This is a genomic window from Aurantibacillus circumpalustris, from assembly GCF_029625215.1.
Classification (GTDB): domain Bacteria; phylum Bacteroidota; class Bacteroidia; order B-17B0; family Aurantibacillaceae; genus Aurantibacillus; species Aurantibacillus circumpalustris.
Map to the genome: position 1 here is coordinate 3,047,309 of NZ_CP121197.1, position 25,607 is coordinate 3,072,915.

The 25,607-nt window shown below is 32.9% G+C and carries 24 protein-coding genes; 15 read left to right on the forward strand and 9 right to left on the reverse strand.

Features of this window, described 5'->3' with window-relative positions; translation table 11 throughout:
* Positions 1–11 precede the first annotated feature (11 nt).
* Both P2086_RS12690 and P2086_RS12695 read right to left on the reverse strand, forming a co-directional pair.
* A complete protein-coding gene (locus P2086_RS12690; protein WP_317897114.1) occupies positions 12–4,538 on the reverse strand; it encodes a LamG-like jellyroll fold domain-containing protein in 4,527 nt (1,508 codons plus the stop codon).
* Positions 4,539–4,546: 8 nt separating this feature from the next.
* Entirely contained in the window at positions 4,547–5,041 is a 495-nt protein-coding gene (locus P2086_RS12695; protein WP_317897115.1) for a hypothetical protein, read from the reverse strand.
* A gap of 410 nt (positions 5,042–5,451) precedes the next feature.
* Between P2086_RS12695 and P2086_RS12700 the strand changes: the two genes are divergently transcribed.
* Entirely contained in the window at positions 5,452–6,714 is a 1,263-nt protein-coding gene (locus P2086_RS12700; RefSeq protein ID WP_317897116.1) for a phage integrase SAM-like domain-containing protein, read from the forward strand.
* Positions 6,715–7,355: 641 nt separating this feature from the next.
* Here the strand turns inward: P2086_RS12700 and P2086_RS12705 are convergent.
* The 3 genes from P2086_RS12705 to P2086_RS12715 are packed head-to-tail and all read right to left on the reverse strand — an operon-like array spanning position 7,356 to position 8,881.
* Positions 7,356–7,598, reverse strand: a complete 243-nt coding sequence (locus P2086_RS12705; RefSeq protein ID WP_317897117.1) for a hypothetical protein — start codon at positions 7,596–7,598, stop codon at positions 7,356–7,358.
* A 3-nt stretch (positions 7,599–7,601) separates the two neighbouring features.
* Positions 7,602–8,405, reverse strand: coding sequence for an SOS response-associated peptidase (locus P2086_RS12710; protein WP_317897118.1), 804 nt, complete (start codon positions 8,403–8,405; stop codon positions 7,602–7,604).
* 53 nt (positions 8,406–8,458) lie between these two features.
* Complete coding sequence (locus P2086_RS12715; RefSeq protein WP_317897119.1) at positions 8,459–8,881, reverse strand: hypothetical protein; 423 nt, start codon at positions 8,879–8,881, stop codon at positions 8,459–8,461.
* Between the two features lie 99 nt (positions 8,882–8,980).
* Between P2086_RS12715 and P2086_RS12720 the strand changes: the two genes are divergently transcribed.
* The 7 genes from P2086_RS12720 (at position 8,981) to P2086_RS12750 (ending at position 13,430) form a co-directional block, all read left to right on the forward strand.
* Positions 8,981–9,232 (forward strand): hypothetical protein, encoded by a 252-nt coding sequence (locus tag P2086_RS12720; RefSeq protein WP_317897120.1) that lies wholly within the window; start codon positions 8,981–8,983, stop codon positions 9,230–9,232.
* Positions 9,229–10,056, forward strand: a complete 828-nt coding sequence (locus tag P2086_RS12725; RefSeq protein WP_317897121.1) for a hypothetical protein — start codon at positions 9,229–9,231, stop codon at positions 10,054–10,056. Before P2086_RS12720 ends, P2086_RS12725 begins: the two co-directional genes overlap by 4 nt.
* A gap of 141 nt (positions 10,057–10,197) precedes the next feature.
* The gene (locus P2086_RS12730; RefSeq protein ID WP_317897122.1) at positions 10,198–10,626 is read left to right on the forward strand and encodes a hypothetical protein; all 429 of its coding nucleotides are present in this window, start codon (positions 10,198–10,200) and stop codon (positions 10,624–10,626) included.
* 118 nt (positions 10,627–10,744) lie between these two features.
* Complete coding sequence (locus tag P2086_RS12735) at positions 10,745–11,377, forward strand: hypothetical protein (RefSeq protein ID WP_317897123.1); 633 nt, start codon at positions 10,745–10,747, stop codon at positions 11,375–11,377.
* An 81-nt stretch (positions 11,378–11,458) separates the two neighbouring features.
* The gene (locus P2086_RS12740; protein ID WP_317897124.1) at positions 11,459–12,112 is read left to right on the forward strand and encodes a hypothetical protein; all 654 of its coding nucleotides are present in this window, start codon (positions 11,459–11,461) and stop codon (positions 12,110–12,112) included.
* 5 nt (positions 12,113–12,117) lie between these two features.
* A complete protein-coding gene (locus tag P2086_RS12745; RefSeq protein ID WP_317897125.1) occupies positions 12,118–12,258 on the forward strand; it encodes a hypothetical protein in 141 nt (46 codons plus the stop codon).
* A gap of 11 nt (positions 12,259–12,269) precedes the next feature.
* Positions 12,270–13,430, forward strand: a complete 1,161-nt coding sequence (locus P2086_RS12750) for a DUF4238 domain-containing protein (protein WP_317897126.1) — start codon at positions 12,270–12,272, stop codon at positions 13,428–13,430.
* Between the two features lie 106 nt (positions 13,431–13,536).
* Here P2086_RS12750 and P2086_RS12755 read toward each other — a convergent pair whose 3' ends face one another.
* Positions 13,537–13,761: a hypothetical protein gene (locus P2086_RS12755; protein WP_317897127.1), complete on the reverse strand. Its 225-nt coding sequence runs from the start codon at positions 13,759–13,761 to the stop codon at positions 13,537–13,539.
* Positions 13,762–14,157: 396 nt separating this feature from the next.
* Here P2086_RS12755 and P2086_RS12760 point away from each other — a divergent pair, with 396 nt between their 5' ends.
* Together P2086_RS12760 and P2086_RS12765 are read left to right on the forward strand one after the other, a co-directional pair.
* Entirely contained in the window at positions 14,158–15,048 is an 891-nt protein-coding gene (locus P2086_RS12760) for a zinc ribbon domain-containing protein (RefSeq protein ID WP_317897128.1), read from the forward strand.
* 136 nt (positions 15,049–15,184) lie between these two features.
* Entirely contained in the window at positions 15,185–15,523 is a 339-nt protein-coding gene (locus P2086_RS12765; RefSeq protein ID WP_317897129.1) for an agmatine deiminase family protein, read from the forward strand.
* 23 nt (positions 15,524–15,546) lie between these two features.
* Here the strand turns inward: P2086_RS12765 and P2086_RS12770 are convergent, their stop codons facing one another.
* Entirely contained in the window at positions 15,547–17,979 is a 2,433-nt protein-coding gene (locus P2086_RS12770) for a toxin-antitoxin system YwqK family antitoxin (RefSeq protein ID WP_317897130.1), read from the reverse strand.
* Positions 17,980–18,350: 371 nt separating this feature from the next.
* Between P2086_RS12770 and P2086_RS12775 the strand changes: the two genes are divergently transcribed.
* The 5 genes from P2086_RS12775 to P2086_RS12795 all read left to right on the forward strand — a co-directional run bounded on the left by P2086_RS12775 (position 18,351) and on the right by P2086_RS12795 (position 24,416).
* Positions 18,351–18,995: a GldM family protein gene (locus tag P2086_RS12775; protein WP_317897131.1), complete on the forward strand. Its 645-nt coding sequence runs from the start codon at positions 18,351–18,353 to the stop codon at positions 18,993–18,995.
* Between the two features lie 15 nt (positions 18,996–19,010).
* Positions 19,011–20,339, forward strand: coding sequence for an APC family permease (locus P2086_RS12780; protein WP_317897132.1), 1,329 nt, complete (start codon positions 19,011–19,013; stop codon positions 20,337–20,339).
* Between the two features lie 33 nt (positions 20,340–20,372).
* Positions 20,373–21,863, forward strand: a complete 1,491-nt coding sequence (locus P2086_RS12785; RefSeq protein WP_317897133.1) for a SpoIIE family protein phosphatase — start codon at positions 20,373–20,375, stop codon at positions 21,861–21,863.
* A gap of 82 nt (positions 21,864–21,945) precedes the next feature.
* Positions 21,946–22,551, forward strand: a complete 606-nt coding sequence (locus tag P2086_RS12790) for a tetratricopeptide repeat protein (RefSeq protein WP_317897134.1) — start codon at positions 21,946–21,948, stop codon at positions 22,549–22,551.
* Between the two features lie 542 nt (positions 22,552–23,093).
* Entirely contained in the window at positions 23,094–24,416 is a 1,323-nt protein-coding gene (locus tag P2086_RS12795) for a hypothetical protein (RefSeq protein ID WP_317897135.1), read from the forward strand.
* 15 nt (positions 24,417–24,431) lie between these two features.
* Here P2086_RS12795 and P2086_RS12800 read toward each other — a convergent pair whose 3' ends face one another.
* Positions 24,432–24,923 (reverse strand): hypothetical protein, encoded by a 492-nt coding sequence (locus P2086_RS12800; RefSeq protein WP_317897136.1) that lies wholly within the window; start codon positions 24,921–24,923, stop codon positions 24,432–24,434.
* A 1-nt stretch (position 24,924) separates the two neighbouring features.
* Positions 24,925–25,593 carry a recombinase family protein gene (locus P2086_RS12805; protein ID WP_317897137.1) on the reverse strand — a complete coding sequence of 223 codons (669 nt, stop codon included), beginning with the start codon at positions 25,591–25,593 and terminating at the stop codon, positions 24,925–24,927.
* Between the last annotated feature and the right edge of the window lie 14 nt (positions 25,594–25,607).

Here is a 25,607-nt window from a genome sequence, read left to right on the forward strand (position 1 = left end):
TAAGTTGGGCTCTATTCTTTAATGATTTTTTCAATCATTAATTTTCCATCCGATTCAATTTTAATAAGGTATATTCCTTTTGCAAGATCACTAAAATCAATACTTTCGATTTGACCAGCTACAATGTTTTTTGAAGTTATTTCCTGACCAAGCACAGTCATTAAACTAATTGTGCCTGAACTTAAACGAGTTTCTATGATTAATTTTTGAGAAACTGGATTTGGATATATCTTTACTTGCGTGTTTAACTCTGATTTATTTAATCCAACCGTTGTTATGTTTACGCAAGCACTGGTATCTGAACAGTTATTAAGTGTAACAATAACCGCATAACTGCCATCGGTCGCATTCGAAAGACTCTGACCAGTCTCTCCTGGCAGAATGGATTTATCGTCGCACTTAATCCATTGATAACTTGCTCCAATAGCATTGGCTAGAATAGTTATTCCTGAAATAGACGTGCTCACATCAATAGATGGCTCAACATGAATTGAACTAATCACCAAACTATCGCAACCCGTATTTCTTAAAAATTGATTCGTGTATGTACCTGTTGCGCTATATGTGTTTGAGCCAATGATAATGTTTTGACCATAACATAAATTTACGGACTGTGTTACTGCAACTGTAGGGTTTACTACCACACTTAAAGTCTTTGTTTGAGAAGTGCCGCAGGCATTGCTCGCGGAAACAGAAAGTGTTCCTGAACTTGTGATGTTGGAAACTGTGATTGAACTCGTTGATGATGAACCTGACCATGATGAAGGAATAGTCCAGTTGTAATTATTTGTTCCAGTTGCGTTTGTTATACTAAATGCAGTGGAACTTCCTTCGCATAAAACGGTTGGTCCACTTACAACACTTGGTGTTAAGGGTGATGTAATAACGCTTATGGTAATGGAAGAGCATAGGCCGTTATTTGCACAACCGGCTTCTCCTCTAACAAAATAGGTTGTTGTTATGGATGGAGTGGCAAGATAACTGAAACCACTTGCTTGATAGTTCGAACCACAAGCACCAGTATACCACTTCCAGCTTGCCGCGTCGTTTAATGTACCGTTAGCTGCAAGAAAAGCAGAGCTGTTTAAACATAACGTATTTGTAGTAGCTATAATGGTTGGAGTTAAAGAAGGTGTGCAAGAATCTTGGCCAACTGTAAATTGTGTATTGAAAAAAGATATGGCCGATCCCGAATAAGAAAGAACAGCGTTGGTTCCGCTACTTGCCGAATAAGCGCTGTCTATCTTAGTCCAGGTTGAAGCTAAATAATCTCCTGTGGCTCTGCGGTATAGTTTAAATATGCGTGGGGACGGTGATTGCAAAGTAGAAATGGTTCCGTAACCCGCAAGTGATACATTAGAAACAGAATTAAACGTGGCATTGGTTCCGTAATTATTAACGATCCAATATTTTTGTGCCGTAGTGCTAAATGTTTTATTTGCAGGAAATGAATCAGGTTGAATATTTAAGCGTGTTACACAAATTTCTCCATTTGGTAAACTGCCAGTTGGAAAATTCAAACTCATTCCTTCGTTTGGAAAATTCTTAATTCCGGAAGCAGTAATAGTCATGCGTTCGCTATTACCACTGCCAACGGGTGCTGTTGATAATTGGTGTTGCGATGATCCATTCAATGAACCGTTAGAATTTCCAGCTCTGTCATAAATATTTTGGCCTAGCTCATTAAATTGATAATACGATTTTAAAGCAGGGTCAATTCCAGTATGATTCCGGGTAAGATGCATTAATTCTCTGATCTCATTTTGACTGAGTGTACGGTTGTAAAAACACACTTCGTCTATTTGTCCAGACATAGTTCGGGTGGTATTGTTTCTATCATTTCCAATATTGAAACCACTTGAAAAATTAACTGGTGAATTGCCAATATTATTAATGTAGGGCACACCGTTCACATAAATGGTAGAAGAGTTTACCGAGGTTGCTAACGCCACGTGTACCCATACATTCATCGGAATAGTAGGGCCTCCGGCATAGTTATAGGTGTTGGATAAACCGTCATAATGATAGCCTATCTGGTTTCCATTTCTGAAATTAAGCCCGGTTCCATTGCCGTTTCCTGAAAAAATAATTCCTGCAAAGGAAGGTTGTACCGCATCAATCTTTATCCATGCAGATAAAGTGATAGAGTTTGTAATTCCCAAAGCAATGGGCGGAGTAGTGGCGTAGTTGCTTGAGCCATCAATATAAATAGCTTTGCCGGGAATCGTATCTGTATTACAATTAATTACCTGAATAAATTTGCTCAGTGTTTTTGTTGAAATAGCGTTTAACGCATCTTTTATGGTTAAAGAAATAATATACGTACCCGAAACTGTATAAGTAACACTCGCTGTTGAAGTGTTCACCGTGGTGGGTGTGCCTCCTGGAAAATTCCAGGTATATGTTAAAGGGCCATTATTAATACCAACTGAACCATCTTCTAGTTTTAAAGAAGGGGAAGAACAGGTAAGCGTAGTATCGCTATTAAAAATGATTGCAGCATTATAAGCACGTAAATTATCAAAACCACTTTCCCATATGGCTCGTCCAAAAGAAGCATAACGAATACGAGCTTGATTAGTTCCATTGTCAAACATTGAAAATCCGGTTGGACTTCTTCGCGATGGTAGATTTGTACTGTAGTTTGTCCATGTGGTTTGCGAAGCTTTTTTATAATACACGGCATTATTTGTTGCTACAAAAACAAGCTCTTGACTTCCATCAAAATCCTCAGCAAGTATTCTGCGATGTGTTACGTTTGGTAAATTATAAGTAATGTTTGTCCAGGTTGAACCTGAATTAGCTGACCGATATACTATATTATTAGCACACACATAAACGACATTTGGATTTCCAACAACGCTTACAATACTGCCTCTGTTACTGGCACTGGCGCCAGAAGGTAGTACATAGAGCAGAAAAGTTGGCGACATTGAAAGTGCATTCGTGGAAACGTACATGGTGCCATTATTCAGCAACACATATAAACGGTTAGGATCAGAAATGCAACTGTGTATAGCGCGAATAGTTTGATTAAAATTAGAAATTGCTGTCCACGTTGGTGATGAAGAATTTAAATTGGTTGTTCTATATACATCTGTATAGCCGACGAAACCCAAATTTGGATTTGTGCGATTAAATCCAAAAGCATTCCAATTTGTGGTTGGAAGATTATATGGTCCAGAAGCCCCTGTGTGATTGATTTGCCGATTTACTCCGTCAAAATAAATATTTCCATTGTAATCAAATTGTCTTTGTGCATAATCATCACCACCTCCGTTTGTAAACCAACCATTGGTGTTTGCATATAAGCGTCCGTTATCTTGCGTACCAATACTCACGAAGTCCTTATCAACAAAACTACTTACTCCTGTTTCACTTCCGATTTCCATGGCGTATAAACCATCACTTTTTGTTACCCAGTTATTTCCACCGTCGGTACTTAACCAAACGCCACCATCGTTGCAGCTATATAATTTAGAGTTGTCAAAAGGGGCTTTTTGAATTTGATGCATATCGGTATGAACTATGTTAGCCCAAAAGGTTTGCATGGTCCAGGTAGCACCGCTATCAGAAGAAAACCAAGTATTGTGCGACTGTAACCAAATTTTTGCGGGATCGACAAGGTCTACCGTTATAGCGTTATTATAGTTACCCTGACTGCTTGATGTAACCGTGTTGGAATAGTAGGTTAGAAAAGGACTACCCCCTGGTTTTTTTAAAATAAAATTAAGTCCAGCATCGTTTGATTTATGCACAATACCGCCATCTCCAATCACTTCAAAATAAACCACGTTTGGATCTGCTGGAGTAACAGCTATTCTCGCACCACCTGTAATCACTGTGTTTGAAACAACAATGCCGCTCGTAATTTGCGTCCATGTACTCCCATAATCTATCGAACGTAATAATTTTGGAACATTTTCACGTGTGGCGGAATAGAGAATTTGAGAACTAGGTGTTGCATTGGCCTTAAGGTCACAAAATTGCAAAGTTGTTGCAGTGGTGGCTATCCAGGTAGCGCCGGAATTTGTTGATTTATAAATTCCTTTATTAGTAGCAGCAACAAACTCAGAAGCGTTAGTCGGATTTTGAAGAATCTCAATCACCAAACAATTTGTCAAGCCAGTTGCACTGAAACTTGCACCACCATTAGTAGACTTAAGAATACCAATACCATTTGAATAATAATTAGCGTCCCCGGTTCCTAAATAAAAGATCTGATCATTGGTATAATCGACACAAATAGCGGCGCAGGACGACGTTAATGTTTCTGTGCCCGGAGCAACGGTCCAACTGGATGCTTGATTATTAGTAAGGAATAGACCACCTTCACCTGTAACACAATAAAATTTGGATGTGTTTGTAGGATGAAATTTCATTTGCGAAATACGTGCAATGCCATTTATTTGTCCAGATACGTTAGTTGGAAAATTAGTGCCACCAGGTACTGGAGTCCAATTAGCTAATTGCGAGAAAAGAGTAGAGGAGAAAAAAAACACTCCAATAAAAAACGAAAATAGTTTAGAATTTTTCATGGAGCCTTTTATTTTTTACCGTTTTTAATTTCTAACTCTTTTAATTCAGCTTGCTGTTTATCAACAATGGCTTGTCTTTCCTGCTCAGTCATAATGTAGCCGTTTTGCTTAATCCATGGTTTAACAGATTGCATCCATCCTTTAAATGCACGTACTTCAGCCGAATAATCAATACCTTTTTTGTTTTGTTTAGCACGGCGACGTTCTTCACGTTCCCTTTCTCTTTCAGATTCTTTGTCATCAATTAAACCAACTTCGCGTTCAAAACTATCCATTTCTTCATTTTCGAAAGGTTCTTTCGGTAACACTTTATCTTTCCAGTACAAACGAAAAGCTCTAACAGTTTCATAATAGTTTGCTCGAGGATCGTCCATCATCTCAATCCAATGCGGTTCTTTTTTTAATTTTCTTGTGGAGTATTTTTTACTTGTGTTTTGAGCTCCAATTGTAAAAGACAATAACAAAAATAAAATAAGACTGAAGCTAATTTTTCTAATAACCATTCTAAATCGTTTTAATTGGATGAAATATAATAATTTCTCTAGTCATAAAGATAAGATAAAACTGAAATTGTGTAAAATTAATCCTTTTAAGAAGCAGGAAATTCAAACATCGTTCCAGGAAACAAAATGAAAATGAGTATGAAGAAAAATCAGAGGAGAACCTCAGCGTTCGCTCTGTTTCTCACTCTGATTCTGTACCCAGGAGGAAGGTTGATTTTGCTCCTTTTTACATTCCGTTACAGTCCATTCATGTTCGTTTAGCTCCTAGAAGTCTTGTTGTCATTGCATTTTTAAAAATTAACAGTTTGAAATAGTTTGCTTGAGTTTTGTGTAATCCGCATTCTGTTACATAATTGTTACACAATCTTCTCGGTTGTATTTTTGGCTAAATACTATAAAAAACACCAGTTATGAAAGCAAGTTTAAGCAAAAAAACAGTCATTACCATTAACCCAGAATTACAAACTTATATAGATTCAAACGGAGAATCTTGTATACGAATTCGGATAACTCAAAACAAAAAGCATACTAGAGAAAATACAGGTTTTAAAATTAGCCCAGATTTCTGGACAGGGTCCAAAGGTAACTGGATAAGTAATAATCATCCAAGGGCAAGATACTTAAATAATGAACTTTCAAAAAAACTATCCTTATATGAAGACCAATATCTGGATTTAATGAAAGAAAATAAAATTGTAAAAAAAGAGGATGTTTATTACGCCATTAATAAACAGTACTTAAAGAAAAATTTTTTAGCATTTTGGGATAATAATGTTGAGGGTATGAAAAATTACAACCACTACAAAGGTTATCATACTACAAGGAAAAAGGTAGTTAGTTATGCAGGGACAGATTTAATAGATTTCAAAGATATAAACATGCAATGGCTAAAGGGTTTTGAAACTTATCTAAGCGACAATGCGTTGTGTGGTTCAACAATCCATTCGGAGATAAGAAAGGTTAGAAGAACCTGGAATCTCGCAATTGAAGCTAAAATAATAGATCGTAGTTTTTACCCATTTGGAAAAGATGGCTATAAAATTAAAGCAAAGGAAAAAAATTTAAAAAGAATTGACCGTTTAGATAGACCTGAATTAAAAAGATTTCTTCTGCAATGGTACAAGCCAAACACTACAATACACTATACAAGACTTGGCTTTGAACTTGCTTTCAATCTATCTGGCATAAGAGTAGAAGATTTACTTTGTCTCCAATGGTTAAATGCTTCGAATGGAAGGATTGGTTATAATATGGCTAAAGGTATTACTGGTCATAAGTTTATGGACTTTGAAATAACACCTAAAATTGACAAGATTTTAAAACAGCTTAAAACAACCGAATCAAAACCAACAGATTATATAATTCCACTGATGAAACTACCCTCTTTATTAGTGGGAACTGAAGAATATAAAAAAGAAGTTTCAAGAAAAACATCGTTATACAATAAAAACCTAAAACAAATAGCAAAAGATGCAGAGATCTCCAAGAACATAACAAGCCATCTAGCAAAGCATTCCTGGGCAGCTATTGCCTACGAGGAAACAAAAGATATTCTTTTTATAAAAGAAAAGCTTGGGCATGAAAAGATTGAAACAACAGTTCATTATATCGGACGGCTTTGCACTAAAGAAAGTGACAAGAAAACAAATGATATTATGAAGAATTTATACTAGAACTAAGGATAAATCACAAAGTAAAAACATCTATATTTGGTTTCTCAAAAACTTTAAGACCCTTACTTATTAATCCAGCCTAACAAGCTGGTTTTTTTGAAAAAATAACAAATGCTTTGCCACGTCGAAATTTTATTTATATTTTTGTAAAAAAGTTCTTTACATGCTGGGCAAAAAGGTGAGTTTTAATTAACACCGAAAGGAATTCAAACTACGTTAATTCGGTTAATTCAATAAATAATGGTTAAAATTAGTATAATTGCAACCTTCGACTGGGTAACCTTAAGGAAAATCCTAGTTGATTTAATTGCTCTAGGCTTAATTGCTTATCAATATTTTTTATAATACCTGTTCTTCAATAATCAAACATACGCACAAATCAACGAATCACTATACACAATCTCATTAATAAATCATACTCATAACTCTTCGAATCAATTTACGCAATCTCATAACTCAATCATACGAATAACTCAACGAATCAATCTACGCAATCTCATTAATCAATTATACGAATAACTCTTCGAATCAATTTTAGCACAACTAATTAAAACAATCAGAACACAATTATTAATTCCTTTTTGCTTAAATACAGTAATTGAACGGAGGCTACCTCAAAAGGGTGGCCTCTTTTTTTTTGTTTATGACTTAACGGCCTTTAGAAGTTGTTGTTCAATTTCTTTTTCAAATCCTTTAATTTCAATTTCAATGCGTTCCATTGATTCATCAATTTTAAAAATAAGTTCTCCTGGTTCATCATTGATGTATGCATATAAATCTGCGGGTATTTTTTTTAAGACTTTTTGAGTAAGGATATGCAATTCCTGATTCTCAATCTCTGTTGTGGGCTCGTCTTTTAGGTGAACAATTGTTATTGCTGCCATTACTTAAAAAATTAGCTCTTCGTATTTGTATTCAAGTCTAGCTTCTGGAGCATTACCGAGGCCCTTTTTTCCTATAAGTGGAGCAACTGTCCAAGCTTGCATTTTATCTCCATCATATGGGGCAGCAATACTTTTAATAAATTCAACATCTGCTTGTGTGTCCGCTTCTGTATATCCATCTTTTTTTGTTCTAATTTTTATTAGCCACTTATCTTGGTCTTCTTTACTTATGATTACAGGCATACGAGGTGTATCACTAGCTGCTGGTTCATTGTGTACTTTCTCCATTAATGCGTTCGCATCTGTTGTGCAAACAGCCACCGTATTGTGTATTTCTCCAGTTGCTTTATCTACCCAACTATTCCAGATTCCACCCATTACCATTGGAATATCTTCTCGCATTGAAACACGTATAGGATATTTTTTTTTGTTGAAAGTATGATATTCATAAAACGCATCGAAATAAACTAAACAACGCCTATTAAAAGCACTGTCTTTAAACGAGGGTTTTTCAAACATTGTTTCAACTCGTGCGTTTAAAGTATTTCTGCGTTGCTTCTTGGCACCCTCCCAATCTTTGACCCACGAAGGAATTAATCCCCAAGTAAAATATTGTGGTTTCATTGGTTCTTCATTCGTAAACACTAATAATTCTGGATGTGCGAAGCCAGAAACAAAAAACTTCGGTGTTTTGTCTTTTGAAATTTCGATTAAGTATTGCTCAAGCGCTTTTGCATATTCTGTATCGCCACGATGAAGAGCGTATTTAATTAATTTACGAGTTGCTGCTTCTGCTGAATAACACATAACAATAAAATTAATAAAAAGTATATTCTGAAACAAAGAATTTACACTTCAAATTATTGTGCCAAATAAAGTCGTTCAATCGTTAATTCGAACCTTTTATATTTATCTAAAGTTGAAACAACGAAGTACTGCTCAAAGTCATAAAGGAGATGCGTGAAAATAAATTTGTTTCTACTCCTGGTTAAATAAAGGAAATTTTCAAGTTTTACTTTATCGTATTTCAGATCTTTATAAAATCTTTTTCCTGACAGTTTTTCTGAGCCAAGTTCAAAACTTAGACCTTTGCTACTAGTATACTGGTTAAACTTAATAAAAAAGGGAAGTGTTGAATGTTCATTTATTAAATCTTGGTTCCATTCACACGCCTCTTTCACTCGTGTAAACACGACTGCAATAACAGGCGGCTTCTCCTTTTCTTTTGGTATTTTCAGTAACAATTCCGTTGAAAACCCTTCCATATCCCATCCGTCTTTCATAGTATAAATTTAGGTGGTTAGAAAGTTATATTTTGCTACGAATTGTAGTAAGTTAAAAACTATAATAATGGTATCTTTAAATTAACTAAAACCTAAAACATGCAAATCATTGGCTTAAGTTTGGACATCCTAGGGGTTGTATTATTATTTATTAGCACCGAAATTTTAAATAATTCAATAATTAAAATGTTGGATATAATAAACTATACTGGTAGCTCTGGAGGTACTCTTGGTCAAATAGTAATGGAAAAACAACTATTATCTCATAAACGAAAAGCCAGCTGGCTTTCCAGAATTGGTTTATTTCTAATTATTATTGGGTTTACATTACAATTAGTTTCCTACTTATGAAAAGAAGTAAGATTTTTAGAATAATAAAAACTTATTGGTTAGATTTTATAAAATTTTGCTTTGGATCATTTCCTATGAAAGAAGAAATTGAAAAAAATGACAAAAGAAGTTATTTTGATAGGCACGCATTCGAAATAATAATTGTTGGGGCTATTGTTTTATTTGTAATTGTCGTTCTTTTAATGTTTTCAGGTGTAATTGTTGGCACAACAGGTGATGCATTTAATGGTGTCGCTGGACCATTTATCTCTTTACTAGGCGCAATTTTGGTTTATCGTTCTTTTATGGCGCAGGTTAAATCCAATGAACAACAACAATTATCTAATTTAGAACAGCAAAAAGCAAATAGAATGATTGATTCTCAATGGTCATTCGATACATACCTAAGATTATTAAGAGAGGCGACAGATAGGTTTGAAGAAATTAAGATTTCACATGTTGTTAGTTATGGAGATAAAGTAGCTGATAATCAATATTACGGTAGAGAGGCATTTGAGAAAATAATCCAAAAGAACTGGTCAGAAATTTTAGGTGCAAAAAAAGCTTATACTGATCTTGCAATTGTGTTGGAGGAATTAGTTTACCTAATTAGCATTATTAGTAAAACACCTTTTACGCAGAAGCATTATATAGCCTACAAGATTCTACGATTTCATAAAAACAATTTAGAAAATTTAAATGATGAATTACTAGCGAGATTTAAAGAAACTAGCACGCCTAAGAACTATCAATTCACCAATGATTATTTTAATATACTGTATGATAGATTGACTGAATTGCATAAAGAAGTGTTTCCCGAAAAAGAAAACATATCAGACATATAAAGCTAGAGCGTGTTACCCCCCCCCCTAGAGACGTTTATTTCTAGTAGATTTATGTTAATTTTCTCTATTTCAGAGGGTTAAATTGATTAAAATAGGTGCCTAATAATTTATCTTTGTTTAAACCAATTAAAAGAAAATTAAATGATACCTAAAGAAAACAAATTCAAATATGCTGTAAAGTATATAATCAAAGCTGGCATTGAAAACAAACGAGATGAAATAAATGAAACAATTCTAAGTTCAAATATACTTTGTGAAACTAAGTATGATATTAGCAGGATTATAGATGTTCGAGCTGAATTAATACTTGACTTTCAGTCTGTAACTACATTCAAAGAGTATCTAAATTACCGAGCTAAAATTAATGTTGAAAAAACTGTGGCTCATAACACCGCTAAAGATGCAATGGCAGAAAACAATGGATTTATTGATAAAAGATTAATTGACGAAGAACACAGAACTGCATTAGAGTTAACAGATGCAATTAATGAATATCATAAGTTCGTCGCTTATGCGAGCAAAGGCGGTTTTCATCCAGACGACACTTTTTATGATTACGAAGAAAACTAAAGTCTAGAATATTTCCCCTAGTCTTTTTTCTTTATCTTTAATTAAACTCAAAATCACATCTATAATGTTGTCACACTTAATTTATTCGTTAATAATAAACACATTGTGTATTTATCTTTTGTATAAAACTGAATACTTAAAGAAACTTGCGCAGAATAGAGCGGATAAAGAAACGGCTAGGGAAACCGCATTTGAAACAAAGCTCGGTGAAAATCTAGCGACGAAACAGGATATTGCAGAAATTACATCTAAAATTGAAGAAGTCAAACAGAAATTTGATCTTAATAAAATCACCTATCAAATACAATATGCGAAACTTCACGAACGAAGAATGTCAATTATAGAACAGATGTATGAAATGGTGATCATACTAAATAATCACTTAATGGATTATGTTTCTCCATTTCAGTCTTCAAAATCTGGAAAGCAAGAAGATTTTGAAAAGGAGCAATTAGATAAACAGACAAATACGTTTAATGCATATAATACACTCCTTCAATTCTATCATACTAAAAAGCTATTTTTTGACGACAATGTACGGCAAAAGGCAGAAGAGCTACTTAACTTGATAAGAAGTAAACTTTTGGATTTTACAAGTGTTGAGAGAATGAAATCATATGGTGTTATTCAAGCTGAACTCAAGGAACACTACGAAAAACGTCACCAAGCAGGTAATTTTATTTCTGAGGAATTTCCAAAATTATTGAATTCATTAGAAAAGGAATTCCAAAAAACTATTGGTGTTGAATAAGTCATGTATTTGTTATTTAAGGTAGGAATAAGAAAAATATGAGCTAAAACTTTTTTTATATTTATATTTATGAGTAACCCAATGGATATTAAGGTAGAAGTTCTTAAAACTTCGCTTTATTTAGAAAATATTACTTCAGCTTTCTTAGCAAAATTAATTGGAATAGATAACGTAAATGAAACCTATTCATTTAGTAATAAAGGTTCAGCATTATCATTTAGTCAAAAAATCCATTTATTAATAGATGTTGGGGCATTAAGTAAAGAGGATAAAAATAAATTTTTTACATTTTTAGAAATAAGAAATCAGTTTATGCATAATATTAATGCAGAGAGCTATGAACAATGCGTGTCTTTTCTTTCAGGTAAAAAGAAATTTCTTTTGGAATATTACACACCCGAAGGCCCTTTGGACACAGAAACACATTTAAAACTTTCTATTGATAAACTTTCCAAAGATATAGTGAAACTCACCAAAGAAATTTTTGATAAAATTCAAGTTAAAGTTCATTACGAAATAGATAATAAAGTTAAAGCGAGAACATATGAATTATTAGAAGGTCATTTACATCCTCTGAAAGAAGAGCTATTAAAAAAGATAGATAATGATGAATCAATTGAACTGGCTACTAAATTACTCGATCTGGTTAATGTCTATATTAGAAGTGCTATTAAACGTTCTATACAAACTGTGCAGCAGGAAATTAATAGTGGAGAATTAAAATTTAAAAGTTAAATCAGATGCGATTTATAGAAGATGCAAAATATTTTGGATTAGATTTTAATCCTAAGAATCCAGAAGAAGCTATGGAAGGACTCATGAAAATCGGTAACATGACAATAGTATACAAACAAGATATTGCCAGCGCAACTTTAAAATAAAAACAAACTTTATGGCTGGTAAAAGCGAACATTTTGTTCCAAGGTTTCAGATAAGATTTTTTTCTGTCGACGCAGAAGAAAAGCATACAGGTATTTACAATCCTAATACTGGATTTTTTAAATCTTCTATCCCTCTGGAATCTCAGTGTCAAAAAGATAATTTTTACGGCGATAAGAGTAATAAGGTTGATGATCTCTTGGGTGAGGTTGAAACTGAAGCTGCACCTATTATTAAAAATATTGTTGAAACTGAAACTGCACCTAAAAGAACCTCTTCTGAATACCCCTGGTTGTTAATGTATACAATGGATATGGCATACAGAACAAAAGCAGTGTCAGACCAATTGGAACAAACAATGGAGAATTCAATCAAACAAATCATGAAGTATGATCCAGATTTTAAAGATTTTGACATTGAGGGTTCAAGGATTAAAATGAAAAACGCTGCCTCGACTGGAATGTCTATAATTTGGAAACATGTCTTTTATGCAATTGATTTATCAGTAAAACTGATTGCGAATAAATCAGACACCAAATTTATTATGTCGGATAATCCAGTCATAAGATACAATCAGTTCCTTGAACAAAAGAAACACCCTTCTGGCCATTTGGCTCCGCTTCTTAAAGGCCTACAAATATTGTTCCCAATCTCACCAGACCTAATGCTTGTTTATTTTGACAAATGGGCTTATAATATTGGTAGCGAACATGAAATTGTATACTTGACTAATAAGTATGATGTCAACAAACTCAATGCACTACAGGTAATTAATTGTTCAGAATCAGTTTACTTTACGCACGAGATTACGAATAATTATTTAGTTGAGCTAAGGAACAAATATCAGAAAGTCAGAGACACAAATTCTTCTGAAATGAAAATTGATACGATGGTGGCTGGGAACGGGAAAGGATACCTTCAGATGTATGAAGTGAATGGAAATAAAGAAATTAATTTGAATCTATCTTTCATAAGGCAAACTAAACAAGCATTAAAGTATTCAGTTAAAGGGCCTGTTCCACCATTTCGTCATGAAGAACTTCGAAGCTTATTAAAACATAAAATGTCCGCCAAAGGAATTCCTACAGACATAATTCTTAAAAACTTAAATCCTGAATCCTTTAATGGGATAGATTTGGAAAGTGGTCAATTAAAAAAGGAATTTGTGAAGTAGTGGCTTTCAATAGATTATATTATGAATAAACAAGCCCAAAAACGTTTAAGCATTTTTAAATTATTTTTCCAAAACTTAAAATGGCTAAAGGAAGAAATTAGCTTTGTCATTTCTCAAGAGTAAAGTAATCTTCTACACTAATTAAGCATGTTTCCAAAGAACCTGAAATTGCATCCAGAATTTTCTTGATGAATATTTCCTGTGACTCATTCACACTGTAATTAATTTTTGATATAAAATTGTATCCTTTGTTTTTGCAACCGTCCACACCATTCTCGTTATACTCAGCAACAGCATCTTCTCCATGTAAAAAGTAAAATGTTTGTTTCATAACCTTATAGGGAATAAAGTAAAAAAAGAATATTACTTGTTTTATGTACTTTACTTGTTTTACTTAAAATAAATATTGTTAAGTCATTTCAAACTTGCAAAAAGTTACATTTTGCCCCATTTTAACAAAAAACCTATCCAGATATCTTACCCCAATCTTATCCCGCTATTTCTGGCAAAATACTTCTCAAATAGTTTTTAAGATTTTGTCCATTAATGGAACCAGGGGAACCTTTTCAATTAATGTATTAGCTTCCTTCGCAGTATTATATGTTTTCCACGTATTGCCAATTAGATGCAGCTTGAAGATACTTTGGGTAGATTAATCAAAAAGTCAAGTTTTATTTCAATAAGTGTCTTGGATTTCTATCTTTGAGAAACCAATTTTTATTAAGTCATGAATTTTCCGTCTCCACCAACAGACAACCTCTATAAATTTTTAGCTATTGCAGGAGTTACCTTGATTCTGGCTTGTATTTATTTACCTCCAATATTGATTGCTAATGTTGAAAATCAAAAAGAACTTATTGTCGAAGATTGGACGAGAGAGCAGCGACAGTTAAAGAAAGCTCAAATGTATATAGATTCAATTACCCTCCAAGAAAAAACTTTATTCAAAAGGTTCGACACATTGCAAGCCTGGATTAAGAAGAAGAAGGTTGGTGTAATACCTTCTAATTTCGAACTTTTTTTAAGCAACATGGATATTTATCATTCAGCATCTTCAGATGTTAAAAACCAAATAGACCAAATCATCCAGCTTAAAGATAGACACATAAAAAAGCAAGAAGATGCAATGCTTTATTCACAAGATACTGCTCAAGCAATAGTTGATCTGGAGAATGTTAATCAGATATTAATATTTTCAATGTGGTTCGGACCGCTATGTGGTATTTGTCTTTCAGTATTTGGTTTTTATTTTTGGAGAACGAGGACACAAATCCCTCAAGACATAATTACTAAAGCCCAAGCAGAAGAATCTCACATATTTGAATGTTGTCAAAGCTGTTCAAGTGTATTTGCGGATATGCAGTTTTATCATATGTTAGAATACTCTGAAAAGAAAAAACTTGTCTATTGCGGAATTTGTTTTCACAATGGTGTATTCCTTGAACCTGACTTGAATTTGGCTCAAATGACAGAAAGAGTGGAGCAATATTGTAGAAAAAATAATGTTGAATACTTACGAAGAATACAGCAGAAAGAGAAGCTCAAGAACTTATTAAGATGGAAGAAGAAATTTATTCTTCCTCCTTCAAGTGTTTCTCTACCACCTTCATCCACTTAGCTCTTCTGAGTTATGAAATGTTTGCCGTCCCACTCTTCATTATTATTTAGAATTCAAATACTGCACAATATTATTCTCACCTTCAACAAATCCTATTTTGTATAACAAGTCCAATTATGCCGAAGACACTCTCTTTATGAACAAATATGGTTCAAAGGACAATCTTAGCTTTCAGAAAAGGTTGAAAGAAGTATTAAACAAAGAGGGGTTCAAATTGATTGAATTACCTTACAATCCCTATGAAAACACAGATGGAGAAGAAGCACATGGGTTTTATATAAACTTTCCGCAAATGAAAGATTTTATTCTACTTCCTACATTTGGTAAAAGAGAGGATGAGTTAAGTATTAAGTTAATTAAGGACCTTTATTCTGGTTACACCTTTGAAAATATTGACTCAAGAGAGATTGCAAAAGAAGGCGGGGTTCTGAACTGTATAACCTGGAATATTAAGAATCAAAAAATCTTCGCTTAAGCACTAAAATTTAATTCAGATTACTAATCCTTGAGGGTTCCCTTTTCATATTTTTCGGTTTTGGTTACCTTTCCATTTTCATCATAATATTTTGATTTTCCGTTTCTTTCACTTTTTTCTATTTTGAAGGAAAGCATAACTTGACCATTAGGATATTTTTGAAGAAAGTTTCCAGAAAATGGTAACCCTGAACTAATAAAAAAATAATTTTCAACACCACCTATATTGTTTGTGAAACCTTGTGTTGTAAAAACGTTTTCATCTCTATAGTAGTGTTTCCAGATACCAATTTTTTCTTGATTATAAAGTGTTCCTTCAACGATAACGTTTCCACCTGCATCGTACTCTTTATGTTCACCGTCTGGGTATCCATCCTTTCCATTAGATGTTTTCCCAGCCTTTAGATAAAAATCAAATTCGAAAAAATTGTGATTAATAGGTGAATTATTTCCTTTTTTAATTGTATAAACTTGAGTGTTTCTACCCTCCTTTAAATAGTTAATGTAAAGACATTTATATTTTGTATTAGATTCTTCAAGTATATCAAATCTTCGAATAATATTTATTCCCAATGAGTCATAAACTATTAAGCTACTAAAACGACCATCTTCGAAATTCTTTTCTTCCTTAGGTTTGTTATTTAAATTATACTGTATCCATTTACCATTAAGCTTTCCGTTTTTATAACTTCGTCTTGAAATAATATTCTTTTCATTTATAAATTCTTCCCATACACCTAATTCCAAACCATTTGAATATAGTCCTCTATAAAAAATATAAAGAGATTTTCCTTCATCATCATATAGTACATTGCTTTCCAGCCAGAGACCATCCTTTTCTCCGTTCACAAAATTACCTTTAGCCAAAATTATCCCCAAAGAATCTTTCTCCTCAAAAGGACCATGCAAATCGTCATTTTTAAAATAATAAGTGTTTAATACTTTTTCATATTTCAAACTATTGCAGCTATCTAATGGGTTTACGTTTCTATTTTCGGATGTATCACACATAATCTTAATACTGTTCAGGTAGCCATAACGTGTTTCTTTCCCATTCTTCTTTCCACTTTGGTAATTTTCTATTAAATATAAAAGTCCTGAATACGACATTGTAGCTCCTTTTTCTGAAACATACTTATCAAAATAATACCTCCACTCTCCAACTTTTAAATCCTCATAAAATCGACCTTCTTTAATTATAGATCGTGAGATAGCGTAATACTGCCAGTAACCAGTCTTAAATCCATTTGAATAAAAACCTTTTACAATAAGTGGAGAGTTTGTTGTGTCGCCGTCAATCCGTCCAAAAAACAGGGTGTTCAAACTTGTAAAAACTAAATACTCTCCGTTTAACTGGTCCGCTTTGTAATTACCAAATATTATACTGTCATTTTTTACTCGTTTAAAAGCACCTTCTTTCTCATTGTTTATGTAATTCGTAAACATTAGTAGCTCGGTCTTTTTGTCCGTAATTTTGAATGTCTGCCATAATCCTGATTTAGCATCATTTAAATATGTGCCAATTGTTTTAAGTGCTAATTTATTATCAATGTAGTCATACGCAATATATTGTCCATCTAACAAGTCATTCTTAAAGTAGTATTCTTGATCAATAAATCCATTGTCATCATAAGTCTTAAATGCTCCACTTTTGATACCGTTTTTCAAAAAGCCTTCTAAAACAATTTTATTATTTTCAAAAATCTTGTAAAGACCGTTCTTCTCCCCATTTATATAATTAAATTCACTAATAATGTCACCATTTTCGTCATACTCAATGGAATGCCCATGTTTATTTCCATTCAAAAAATTAGTATTTGATTTCACCTGTCCACTAGAATAATAGACTTTTGCATTGCCATGAATAACATTATTTCTAAGCGTGTATTCATATGTTATATTTCCATTTTCATCAAAAGACTGTTTAAGTCCATTTTCATTATCATATACACCTTCTTTTTTAATTAATTCTACTGAATAAGCCGTTAGCGAATTTTCATCCTCACTGTAATTTTCTTTTTCCCGTTTCTCACTTATTAATGATATATAGAATTTTGCGTTCGAATACTTTGCAACAATTTGATTGTCCTCGATTGAGCTCTTAACTAAAACCATGCCAGCCGACGAAATGCTGCTTTTCAAAACATTGTAGTACTTTTTATTCGTAAATGTGTAAAATATTTTATTCGGTAAATCTTCGAAAGTGTATAGATGAAACCATCCAGGCGCTCTATCATTATATGAGTTTTTATCAAAAGACCATGTTATCGTACTATAATGGTTATCATCACCTTTGCGAGAATCATGAAACTCCCAACCTTTTAACAATAGAACTTCATTAACTTCATCCCAGTTTTTTCTATTACACAACGAAAACAATTCATTAAGAGATAAGCTTTGAGAATTTAAATTTAATGACACTAAAAATGTACTTAGTAATAAAATTATTTTTCTCATAGCGATGTAATTAAAGTAAACTCTGGGAATAGACTAAACTGGGTGTTAATTAACTGTCGCTAATTTAAGAATATTTCTTTTGAGTTTAACTGGAATAAGTGTTTTGGATATTTTGCTTAACAAAAAGATTATTGTCATTTAATCAAGTTTAATAGTAATTCATACATCGTTTAACTTTATGATTTCAACTTGCAAAACAAATAATAAAAACAATGATTTCCTAAAATTGTAATACAAAAATTAAAAACATAATTTCATACAAACTTGAACAAAGTTCATTTATGATTTCATGTTCAAAGTTAAAAACACATAACTTGAAACATTTACAGCTATGTAATTTAATGCTTAATTTAACACTGAATTATTTAAATATGAAAAAGCTATTGGTGTTTTATTTGATTTCTCTTTTTTGTATAGAGACTTCTGGGCAAATTAATAATAAATCATACAGTCTAAACAATAAAATAATGTATTGTGGGCTTGTAAATTCGGTTTCAATTAAACCAAATGGTACAGCCCAGAAAGACATCGCTGTAGGCGCTTCTGGAGCTGGTGTTAGTTTTAGATCGGATGAAGATGGTGTATACTCTTTCGTGTTCTCAGAAACTGGAGACTCCTATGTAACGATATCTAAAAGAGGAAAAAATGGTTTTAAGCCCCTAGGTCCTCCAGATACAATTCATGTTCAAAAACTCCCACGCCCCTCATTAGTGCTTTCTGGTAAAATAGAACCTTCAGGGTTAACGAAGGCTGAGTTTTCTCAATTAGATTCCTTGTCTATAGAGTTGACTATAAATACAATGAAAATAAATTTTAAAATTCTGTCTGTCATTATTTCTGGAACTGATAATCAAGGTAGTGTTTTTAATTATCCTCAGTCAACAATACATTTTGAAGAACCAGTTAAAAAATTTTTCAGAGTAGCAAAAGTTAGTTCTGAAATCCGATTTGAGGTAATATTTATTACACCTGATGGTAAAAAGAAAAATTCAAAATATATCCTTAAAGTGATTTAATTTATCCATTGACAAGTGAAAAAGAAGTTAAGAATAATTCAACTATCTGCTTTAATCTTCCTCACTATTTCAGGCGGTCCTTATGGACTAGAATCTCTTCTTAGCTACGTTGGCAACAACGGTGCTCTTTTACTTCTTTTTATAACGCCAATAATTTGGGATCTACCAGCAATTCTTACCGTACTGGAATTAAATAGCTTAATGCCAGTCACTGGAGGGTATTATCAATGGGTGAAGCGTGCTATGGGATTGAGATTTGCCTGGTATGAGGGTTGGTGGACTTGGCTATACACTTTTGTGGATCTCGCTATATACCCCGTTTTATTTATGGAATACCTTACCTATTTCTTTCCTGAGGCTGAATCATTTAAAATACCTATCTGCTTAATTATTATATGGGCAAGCGCATATCTAAATATTAGAGGAATCATACTTGTTGGGAAAACTGCTGTCATCCTTGGAATAGCGGTCTTAGTACCTTTTTTCTTGTTATTTTATTACTTTATCACACATCATTCAGTCGAAATTTCTTCACTCTCGCCTTCTTTACAAGGAATAAAATTCTCGGCTGTTGGTTTAGGATTGTATACAATAATGTGGAATTTTTTAGGTTGGGATAATGTTACTACATACGCAGAGGAAGTTGCAAAACCTATTCGTGCATACTTAATTTCTGTCGTGACGGCATTCGTTACAATTTTTATAGTTTATTTTATGGTAATTATAATATCAATACAATCAGGAATTGACCATAATGAATTGAGCAGCGGAGGATTTCCAGTTTTAGGCGAACTTGTTGGCGGCAAGTGGTTAGGAGCTCTAATTGCAATTGGGGGGATGGCAAGTGGACTTGGACTTTATGCTTCAGTTTTACTTTCTGTCTCAAGGGTACCTCAAGCTATGAGTGAAGATAAATTGTTACCAAAAAAACTACATATACTTCATCGAAAATATCAAACCCCGCATTTATCAATTATTTGGTGTACTATTATTGTTAGTTTTATGATCGTGTTGCCATTTTCAGATTTGATAATTATGGATGTAATCATATATGGTGCAGCATTGTTTCTTGAATTTGCTTCATTAATTATTCTACGAATTAAAAAACCAAACAGTTACAGACCTTTCAAAATACCATTTAATGTTACTGGTTTAATCTTGATGATTTGTTTACCAATTGCAGTTTATGTTATTGCATTAGTTGGTGCTATTATGAATGAAGGAAATACGATACGGCCAATAGTAATTTCACTCAGCATATTATTTAGCGCTGAAATCATATGGCAAATTATTATTTGGAGAAGACCTAATCTCTTAAAACAATTAATTCACAAAGAAATATAGTCACTAAAAATTACAATACTAAAATAAAGCCCAATGATTAAAATACAAATCTTAGATTGGAAAAAATCGAGTACCAAAATTGTTATTATGGTCTTTCTAGCATTGCTAGTGTTATCTACATTTTTTATAATTAGTTCTTATAGGAGTTTTCTAAATAATTCGAAGGCAAGTGTAATGCAAAGACTCCAGTCAATATCAAATACTCTTGCACTTCAAATCGAATCCAAGAATATAGAATATTTAGATTCACTACTCAGAATTGGCAAACCCAAAAGCGAGGTACAAAATGATGCCAGAATAATCTCAATTAATTCTAAATTGGATAAAGTAGCATTAGTAAATAACATTGAAGAGCCTATCTCAATTATATACTATAACAATAAAAACGGTAAATTCTTTTTCATTGCTAACTCTGCTGCTGATTCAATTTTTTTTTCGGACCCTTACTATCAAGTTTCTCATGACTTTCAAACTATGTATGAAGAAGGTGGAGCATTGGGTCCATACGAAGACGAATTCGGTACCTGGCTAACCTCTTTAACGCCAATTAAGAATGATTCGAATAAAACTGTTGGGGCAGTCGAAGTAGATCTAAAATTCGATTCGTTTATTAGTGAAGCAAACTCCACACTTTATACGAACCTATTAGCTTCGATAGCAATTTTCATTTTTACAAGTGTAGTTCTTTTACGTTATGTGAGAGTCGTTTTAGTGTTTGAAGAAAAGATTCAAACAAAACTCAAATTGAGTCATGACATTATTGAAGAGAAAAACACCGAAATTATTCAAAGTATTAACTACGCCTTAAGAATTCAACGGGCTATACTACCATCAAATGAAATGGTTAAAAAACATTTACCAAACTCCTTTATTTTTTATCAACCAAAGGATATTGTGGCTGGTGATTTTTATTGGATGGAAACTGCAAATGATGTTGTCTTAATTGCAGCTTGCGATTGCACAGGTCACGGCGTTCCAGGGGCTATGGTTTCTGTGGTATGCCATAATGCATTGAATAGAGCCGTTAGAGAATTTGGGAAAACCATTCCTGGGGAGATACTTAATCAAACGGAGGAAATTGTTGTAGATTATTTTTCGCAGAGCGAAGATGATATTAAAGATGGAATGGATATTTCTCTTTGTTCGTTCAACCCAAAGTCTAGAACTCTACAATGGGCTGGGGCTAACAATCCGTTATGGTTAGTTCAAAATGGTAAGTTAATCGAGATAAAAGCTGACAAACAACCAATAGGTAAGATTGAGGATAGCAAACCTTTTACTACTCACACGTTTGAGTTATTCGAAGGTGATATGATTTATCTTTTTACAGATGGTTATGCAGATCAATTTGGAGGGCCTACAGGGCAAAAAAAACTTACTCGAAAACGATTTAAAGAACTAGTACTTAGTTTTCAGCATCAAACTTTAAATGATCAACACATGGTCATTGGTAAATTTATTAATGATTATCGCAAAGAAATCGAACAAATTGATGATATCTTGGTAATGGGAATCAAAGTTTAGCTAATTTAAAACATCAAACGAATAATGTATTGCACAACGCACTTACATTGAAAGAAGAAGAATACACTAAAACATTTTCATTATGCGTCTTATTCTTATTATTACAACTGCAATCTTATTTAAGTACAGCTACTTTGGACAGTCTGACGAAGACTATTTTAAAAAAGGCAAAGAAAAAGCAGAACAAAAAGATTACACAACTGCGATTTTAAATTATGATCAAGCAATTTTGATCAATTCAAAGGACTCTAGTTACTACTTTTTTAGAGCCAAGTCCAAACACGCTTTAAAAGACTTCAAGGGAGCTATTTTAGACTATGATATCGCCATTACTACTAGTCCAAAATACGGACAAGCTTATAATAATCGAGGAACAGAAAAATATGCACTTAAAAATTATCAAGGAGCCGTTTTAGATTACAACAAAGCCCTAGAGCTCAACCCGAATGATTCTCTTGTATATGTCAACAGAGGAGCTGCGAAGAATAGCCTTGCAGACTATAGAGGTGCCATTCAAGACTATAATAAAGCCATCGAACTAAATTCAAATAATCGAAGTGCATATTTTAATAGAGCAATCACTAGGAAAACGTTGGGTGAAAATGATGGTGCCTGTGATGATATGAGAAAAGCTTTAGAGTTGGGCTCAGCAGAAGCAATTGAAGGAGTAAAAATGTTTTGCAATTAATCTTTATTCTTTGTTTATCTTATGACTTCGTTCTACTTTAGATTCCGAAAGTTATATTTAATATAACTCTTGTCAAGTGTTTTGTATCAATAAGACTCCTCGCCAAATCAAAAGACTAAAGATGAAACCAAATCCAATTAAGTTAAAAATCAAAAGACTTTTGATATCCAACATTGAGGGGTTGTTAATTAGTAAATAAACAGATGCAAGCATCAAACAAAGCGGAATGAAAGAAAGCCAAGATGCCCATATTCTGAATAAACGTAAAGGTTCATTTTTATTTTCTGGGTTTTTCATACTAAAAATGTATTATAAATATACAGCTTTTTCAAACAATTAAAACAAAATTAGTCGTATTGAGCTGCCTCTAATGCTATATTTTATAGCAAGACCTCGCTTCTTTTTTAAGTAACTTAGAGTGAGTAATCCAGAATATCAACTGCTATAATACACCCAAAATGACCATCCAGAAAAATTATATAGAAGTTAAAGCATTTATTGATTCTACTGAAAAGGATTTTGAAAATCTCTGGGCAACCTTAATGGATTTAAAGAAAAGAAAAAAAACAATGAATCTAGAATTAGGAAAAAACATCATTTCCTTTCAAGTTTTGTTAGCTACAGTTTTATTCAAGATTACTAGAGAATACTATGTTGTAACCAAGATTGATAAAGACATTAAGAGGAATCAAAAACAATACATTGCTTCCAAGTTTATTAATTTAAAAAAGGAAGGCGAAAAATACAAAAACTGTTTAACCTCATTAATTTATATCGGCAAAAGCCTTGGGGATGCCTTTGTGTATTTGTTTTATCAAAATGAAAACGAACAGTTATCGAACCATTTGCAACAGCAAGAAAACGTTCTTCTACCAAATCCTAAATCAAATGGGGGATTTGGTGAATTAGAATTTATTAAAAAGACCCCGTTTTTCAATGGTAATATCGTTCTTTACCACAACATAACAAACATCTTAAGATTAGGTGACGTTAGTCTATTTAATCTGGAGACAGGTAAATTAACTGGGATTGGAGAATTGAAAACGCATAGAATTGGTAACACTCTTAATATTCAGTTAACTATTATTGGTCACAAATCACAACCATTACATTTCAAGAAAAATGACCGCCAAACAAAGGATTCAAATACTAAACCATTTCAAGTACCGAATGAAGAAAGATTTAAAAAACAAATAAAAACGATTCAAGGTTCTTTTGAATACCTTAATACAAAAAACCCTACCGTAAAAACATTTATACAATATAATAATTACTACAAACTACTAGAACAAATCGTTAATAGTAACAAAGGAGGGTTCACAATTGAAGCTGTTGATAGAGCGATTGCAATAGGATGCTTTAGAATACCAAAATCATCATTTTCTGAAAGAATAATGTGGGACTACACCCCAGATAGTATTCAAGATGATCTCGGAAGCGTTAGTGGTATTTTTAATGCTCCAAAACATAATTATATGCTATTTGGGAGTCTTCAATATAATAAAGGTGTTAATGCAAGCATATTGCCTGGTGTACAACCTTTGATTTGGAGCAGAATTAATAACGCTGTGCTTAAACAGATTATTTTTGGTGAAATATTTATTATTACTTTATTTAACCCTGGGCATTTAATTTGCGATTTTGAAAAACTAGGATTTGTATTGAGCGATGACAAAAGATTGCTATACAAAATGGATGGCAATAAGCGGATTGGGTTTGAAGGTTTGGAATATTGTTTTAAACTTATAACAGATTTTTTACAACATGAGAAAGTGATAATTGATACCATAAATAAAAGTTTAGAAAAAATGAATGAAATGGATATCAAAGTAAATACAAAGGCAATAATAAATTATCAATTCTAATCTCACATATTTTTATCAGTGCAATTCGAGACGAAAATTTGGCCTTAAAAAAGTTCCGATAAATTTTCCAATATGTCTTCTTTGAAAAATTACTTCAATTTGCATTGCATCTAAACTATTTTCATCCTTTTCTTCAATCTTCGATTTTATTTTGAACTTATATCTATCCATCATCTTTCCAATTTCAGCTTGATCAAATTTGAGTTTTATAACTCTTAATACAAAGACCATTTCAACATTCAATTCATAAGAGAACACTGTCCTCCAGATTTTTACAGCCTCTTCATGTGAATCAAAACGTTTATAACTTTCAACTACCAATTTAAATATTCCATCTGCAACTCTTTTGCAATGAGCTTTCCGTTGACCAATGCTTTCAGTTCTAGATGATAATTCAATCAGATATTTGTCTTCACCCACACAGATTTTACTAAGAAATATTTCGTCGCTACCAAAAAAGAATGTTTGTTCTTCTCGAATTATAAATATTTTGTTATCAATAATCATCTCAAATAATTTCAGCTCGTTTCGCTAGAAGCCATACTGAGTATGGTGTATGAGGTTTTCCTTGACTGCTAAAAAAACCATCAGCATTTAATTTATCTGCAATTTGTTTGTAGGTTATTTTTGCCTGAGCAATTAATAATTTAATAACAGCAGTCGCTCGCATATTATTCGGATTGCTACTTGCAGCTTCTTTTCTCACAGATGCCCCTTTCTGTCTAGCTTCCAGCGTGAGGTTTTTTGGATTACCTAATTTAGTTCCTCGTTGTTTTGCTACTTGCAAACTTTTCGAGGTACGTTCCGAAATTAATTTTGCTTCGTTTTCAGCAACTGCACTTAATATGTGAATGGTTAAAGGCGTTGCGAATGGGGCATCACAGGCGACGAAAGGTATTTTACTTTCCAGCAGTGTTGCAGTAAAGACTACATTTCTGGCCAATCGGTCTAACTTTGCGATCAACAACGTCGCACCAGTTTGTTTACACATCTCAATCGCTTTGTAAATTTCAACACGCTTCTTTTTCGAAGTGCCTGTTTCAACCTCGACGAACTCAGCAATTATTTCTCCATCTCTAGCATAACTTTGCACAGATTGTCTTTGTGCTTCAAGTCCAAGTCCGCTTTGTCCTTGTCTTGCCGTGGAACATCTTGTATATGCAACGTATTTTATCATTTTTGTTTGTTTAT

Coding starts and splice junctions, on each gene's coding strand:
- P2086_RS12690 (WP_317897114.1), bottom strand. CDS start 4,538: ATGAAAAATTCTAAACTATTTTCGTTTTTTATTGGAGTGTTTTTTTTC.
- P2086_RS12695 (WP_317897115.1), bottom strand. CDS start 5,041: ATGGTTATTAGAAAAATTAGCTTCAGTCTTATTTTATTTTTGTTATTG.
- P2086_RS12700 (WP_317897116.1), top strand. CDS start 5,452: ATGAAAGCAAGTTTAAGCAAAAAAACAGTCATTACCATTAACCCAGAA.
- P2086_RS12705 (WP_317897117.1), bottom strand. CDS start 7,598: ATGGCAGCAATAACAATTGTTCACCTAAAAGACGAGCCCACAACAGAG.
- P2086_RS12710 (WP_317897118.1), bottom strand. CDS start 8,405: ATGTGTTATTCAGCAGAAGCAGCAACTCGTAAATTAATTAAATACGCT.
- P2086_RS12715 (WP_317897119.1), bottom strand. CDS start 8,881: ATGAAAGACGGATGGGATATGGAAGGGTTTTCAACGGAATTGTTACTG.
- P2086_RS12720 (WP_317897120.1), top strand. CDS start 8,981: ATGCAAATCATTGGCTTAAGTTTGGACATCCTAGGGGTTGTATTATTA.
- P2086_RS12725 (WP_317897121.1), top strand. CDS start 9,229: ATGAAAAGAAGTAAGATTTTTAGAATAATAAAAACTTATTGGTTAGAT.
- P2086_RS12730 (WP_317897122.1), top strand. CDS start 10,198: ATGATACCTAAAGAAAACAAATTCAAATATGCTGTAAAGTATATAATC.
- P2086_RS12740 (WP_317897124.1), top strand. CDS start 11,459: ATGGATATTAAGGTAGAAGTTCTTAAAACTTCGCTTTATTTAGAAAAT.
- P2086_RS12745 (WP_317897125.1), top strand. CDS start 12,118: ATGCGATTTATAGAAGATGCAAAATATTTTGGATTAGATTTTAATCCT.
- P2086_RS12750 (WP_317897126.1), top strand. CDS start 12,270: ATGGCTGGTAAAAGCGAACATTTTGTTCCAAGGTTTCAGATAAGATTT.
- P2086_RS12755 (WP_317897127.1), bottom strand. CDS start 13,761: ATGAAACAAACATTTTACTTTTTACATGGAGAAGATGCTGTTGCTGAG.
- P2086_RS12760 (WP_317897128.1), top strand. CDS start 14,158: ATGAATTTTCCGTCTCCACCAACAGACAACCTCTATAAATTTTTAGCT.
- P2086_RS12765 (WP_317897129.1), top strand. CDS start 15,185: ATGAACAAATATGGTTCAAAGGACAATCTTAGCTTTCAGAAAAGGTTG.
- P2086_RS12770 (WP_317897130.1), bottom strand. CDS start 17,979: ATGAGAAAAATAATTTTATTACTAAGTACATTTTTAGTGTCATTAAAT.
- P2086_RS12775 (WP_317897131.1), top strand. CDS start 18,351: ATGAAAAAGCTATTGGTGTTTTATTTGATTTCTCTTTTTTGTATAGAG.
- P2086_RS12785 (WP_317897133.1), top strand. CDS start 20,373: ATGATTAAAATACAAATCTTAGATTGGAAAAAATCGAGTACCAAAATT.
- P2086_RS12790 (WP_317897134.1), top strand. CDS start 21,946: ATGCGTCTTATTCTTATTATTACAACTGCAATCTTATTTAAGTACAGC.
- P2086_RS12795 (WP_317897135.1), top strand. CDS start 23,094: ATGGATTTAAAGAAAAGAAAAAAAACAATGAATCTAGAATTAGGAAAA.
- P2086_RS12800 (WP_317897136.1), bottom strand. CDS start 24,923: ATGATTATTGATAACAAAATATTTATAATTCGAGAAGAACAAACATTC.
- P2086_RS12805 (WP_317897137.1), bottom strand. CDS start 25,593: ATGATAAAATACGTTGCATATACAAGATGTTCCACGGCAAGACAAGGA.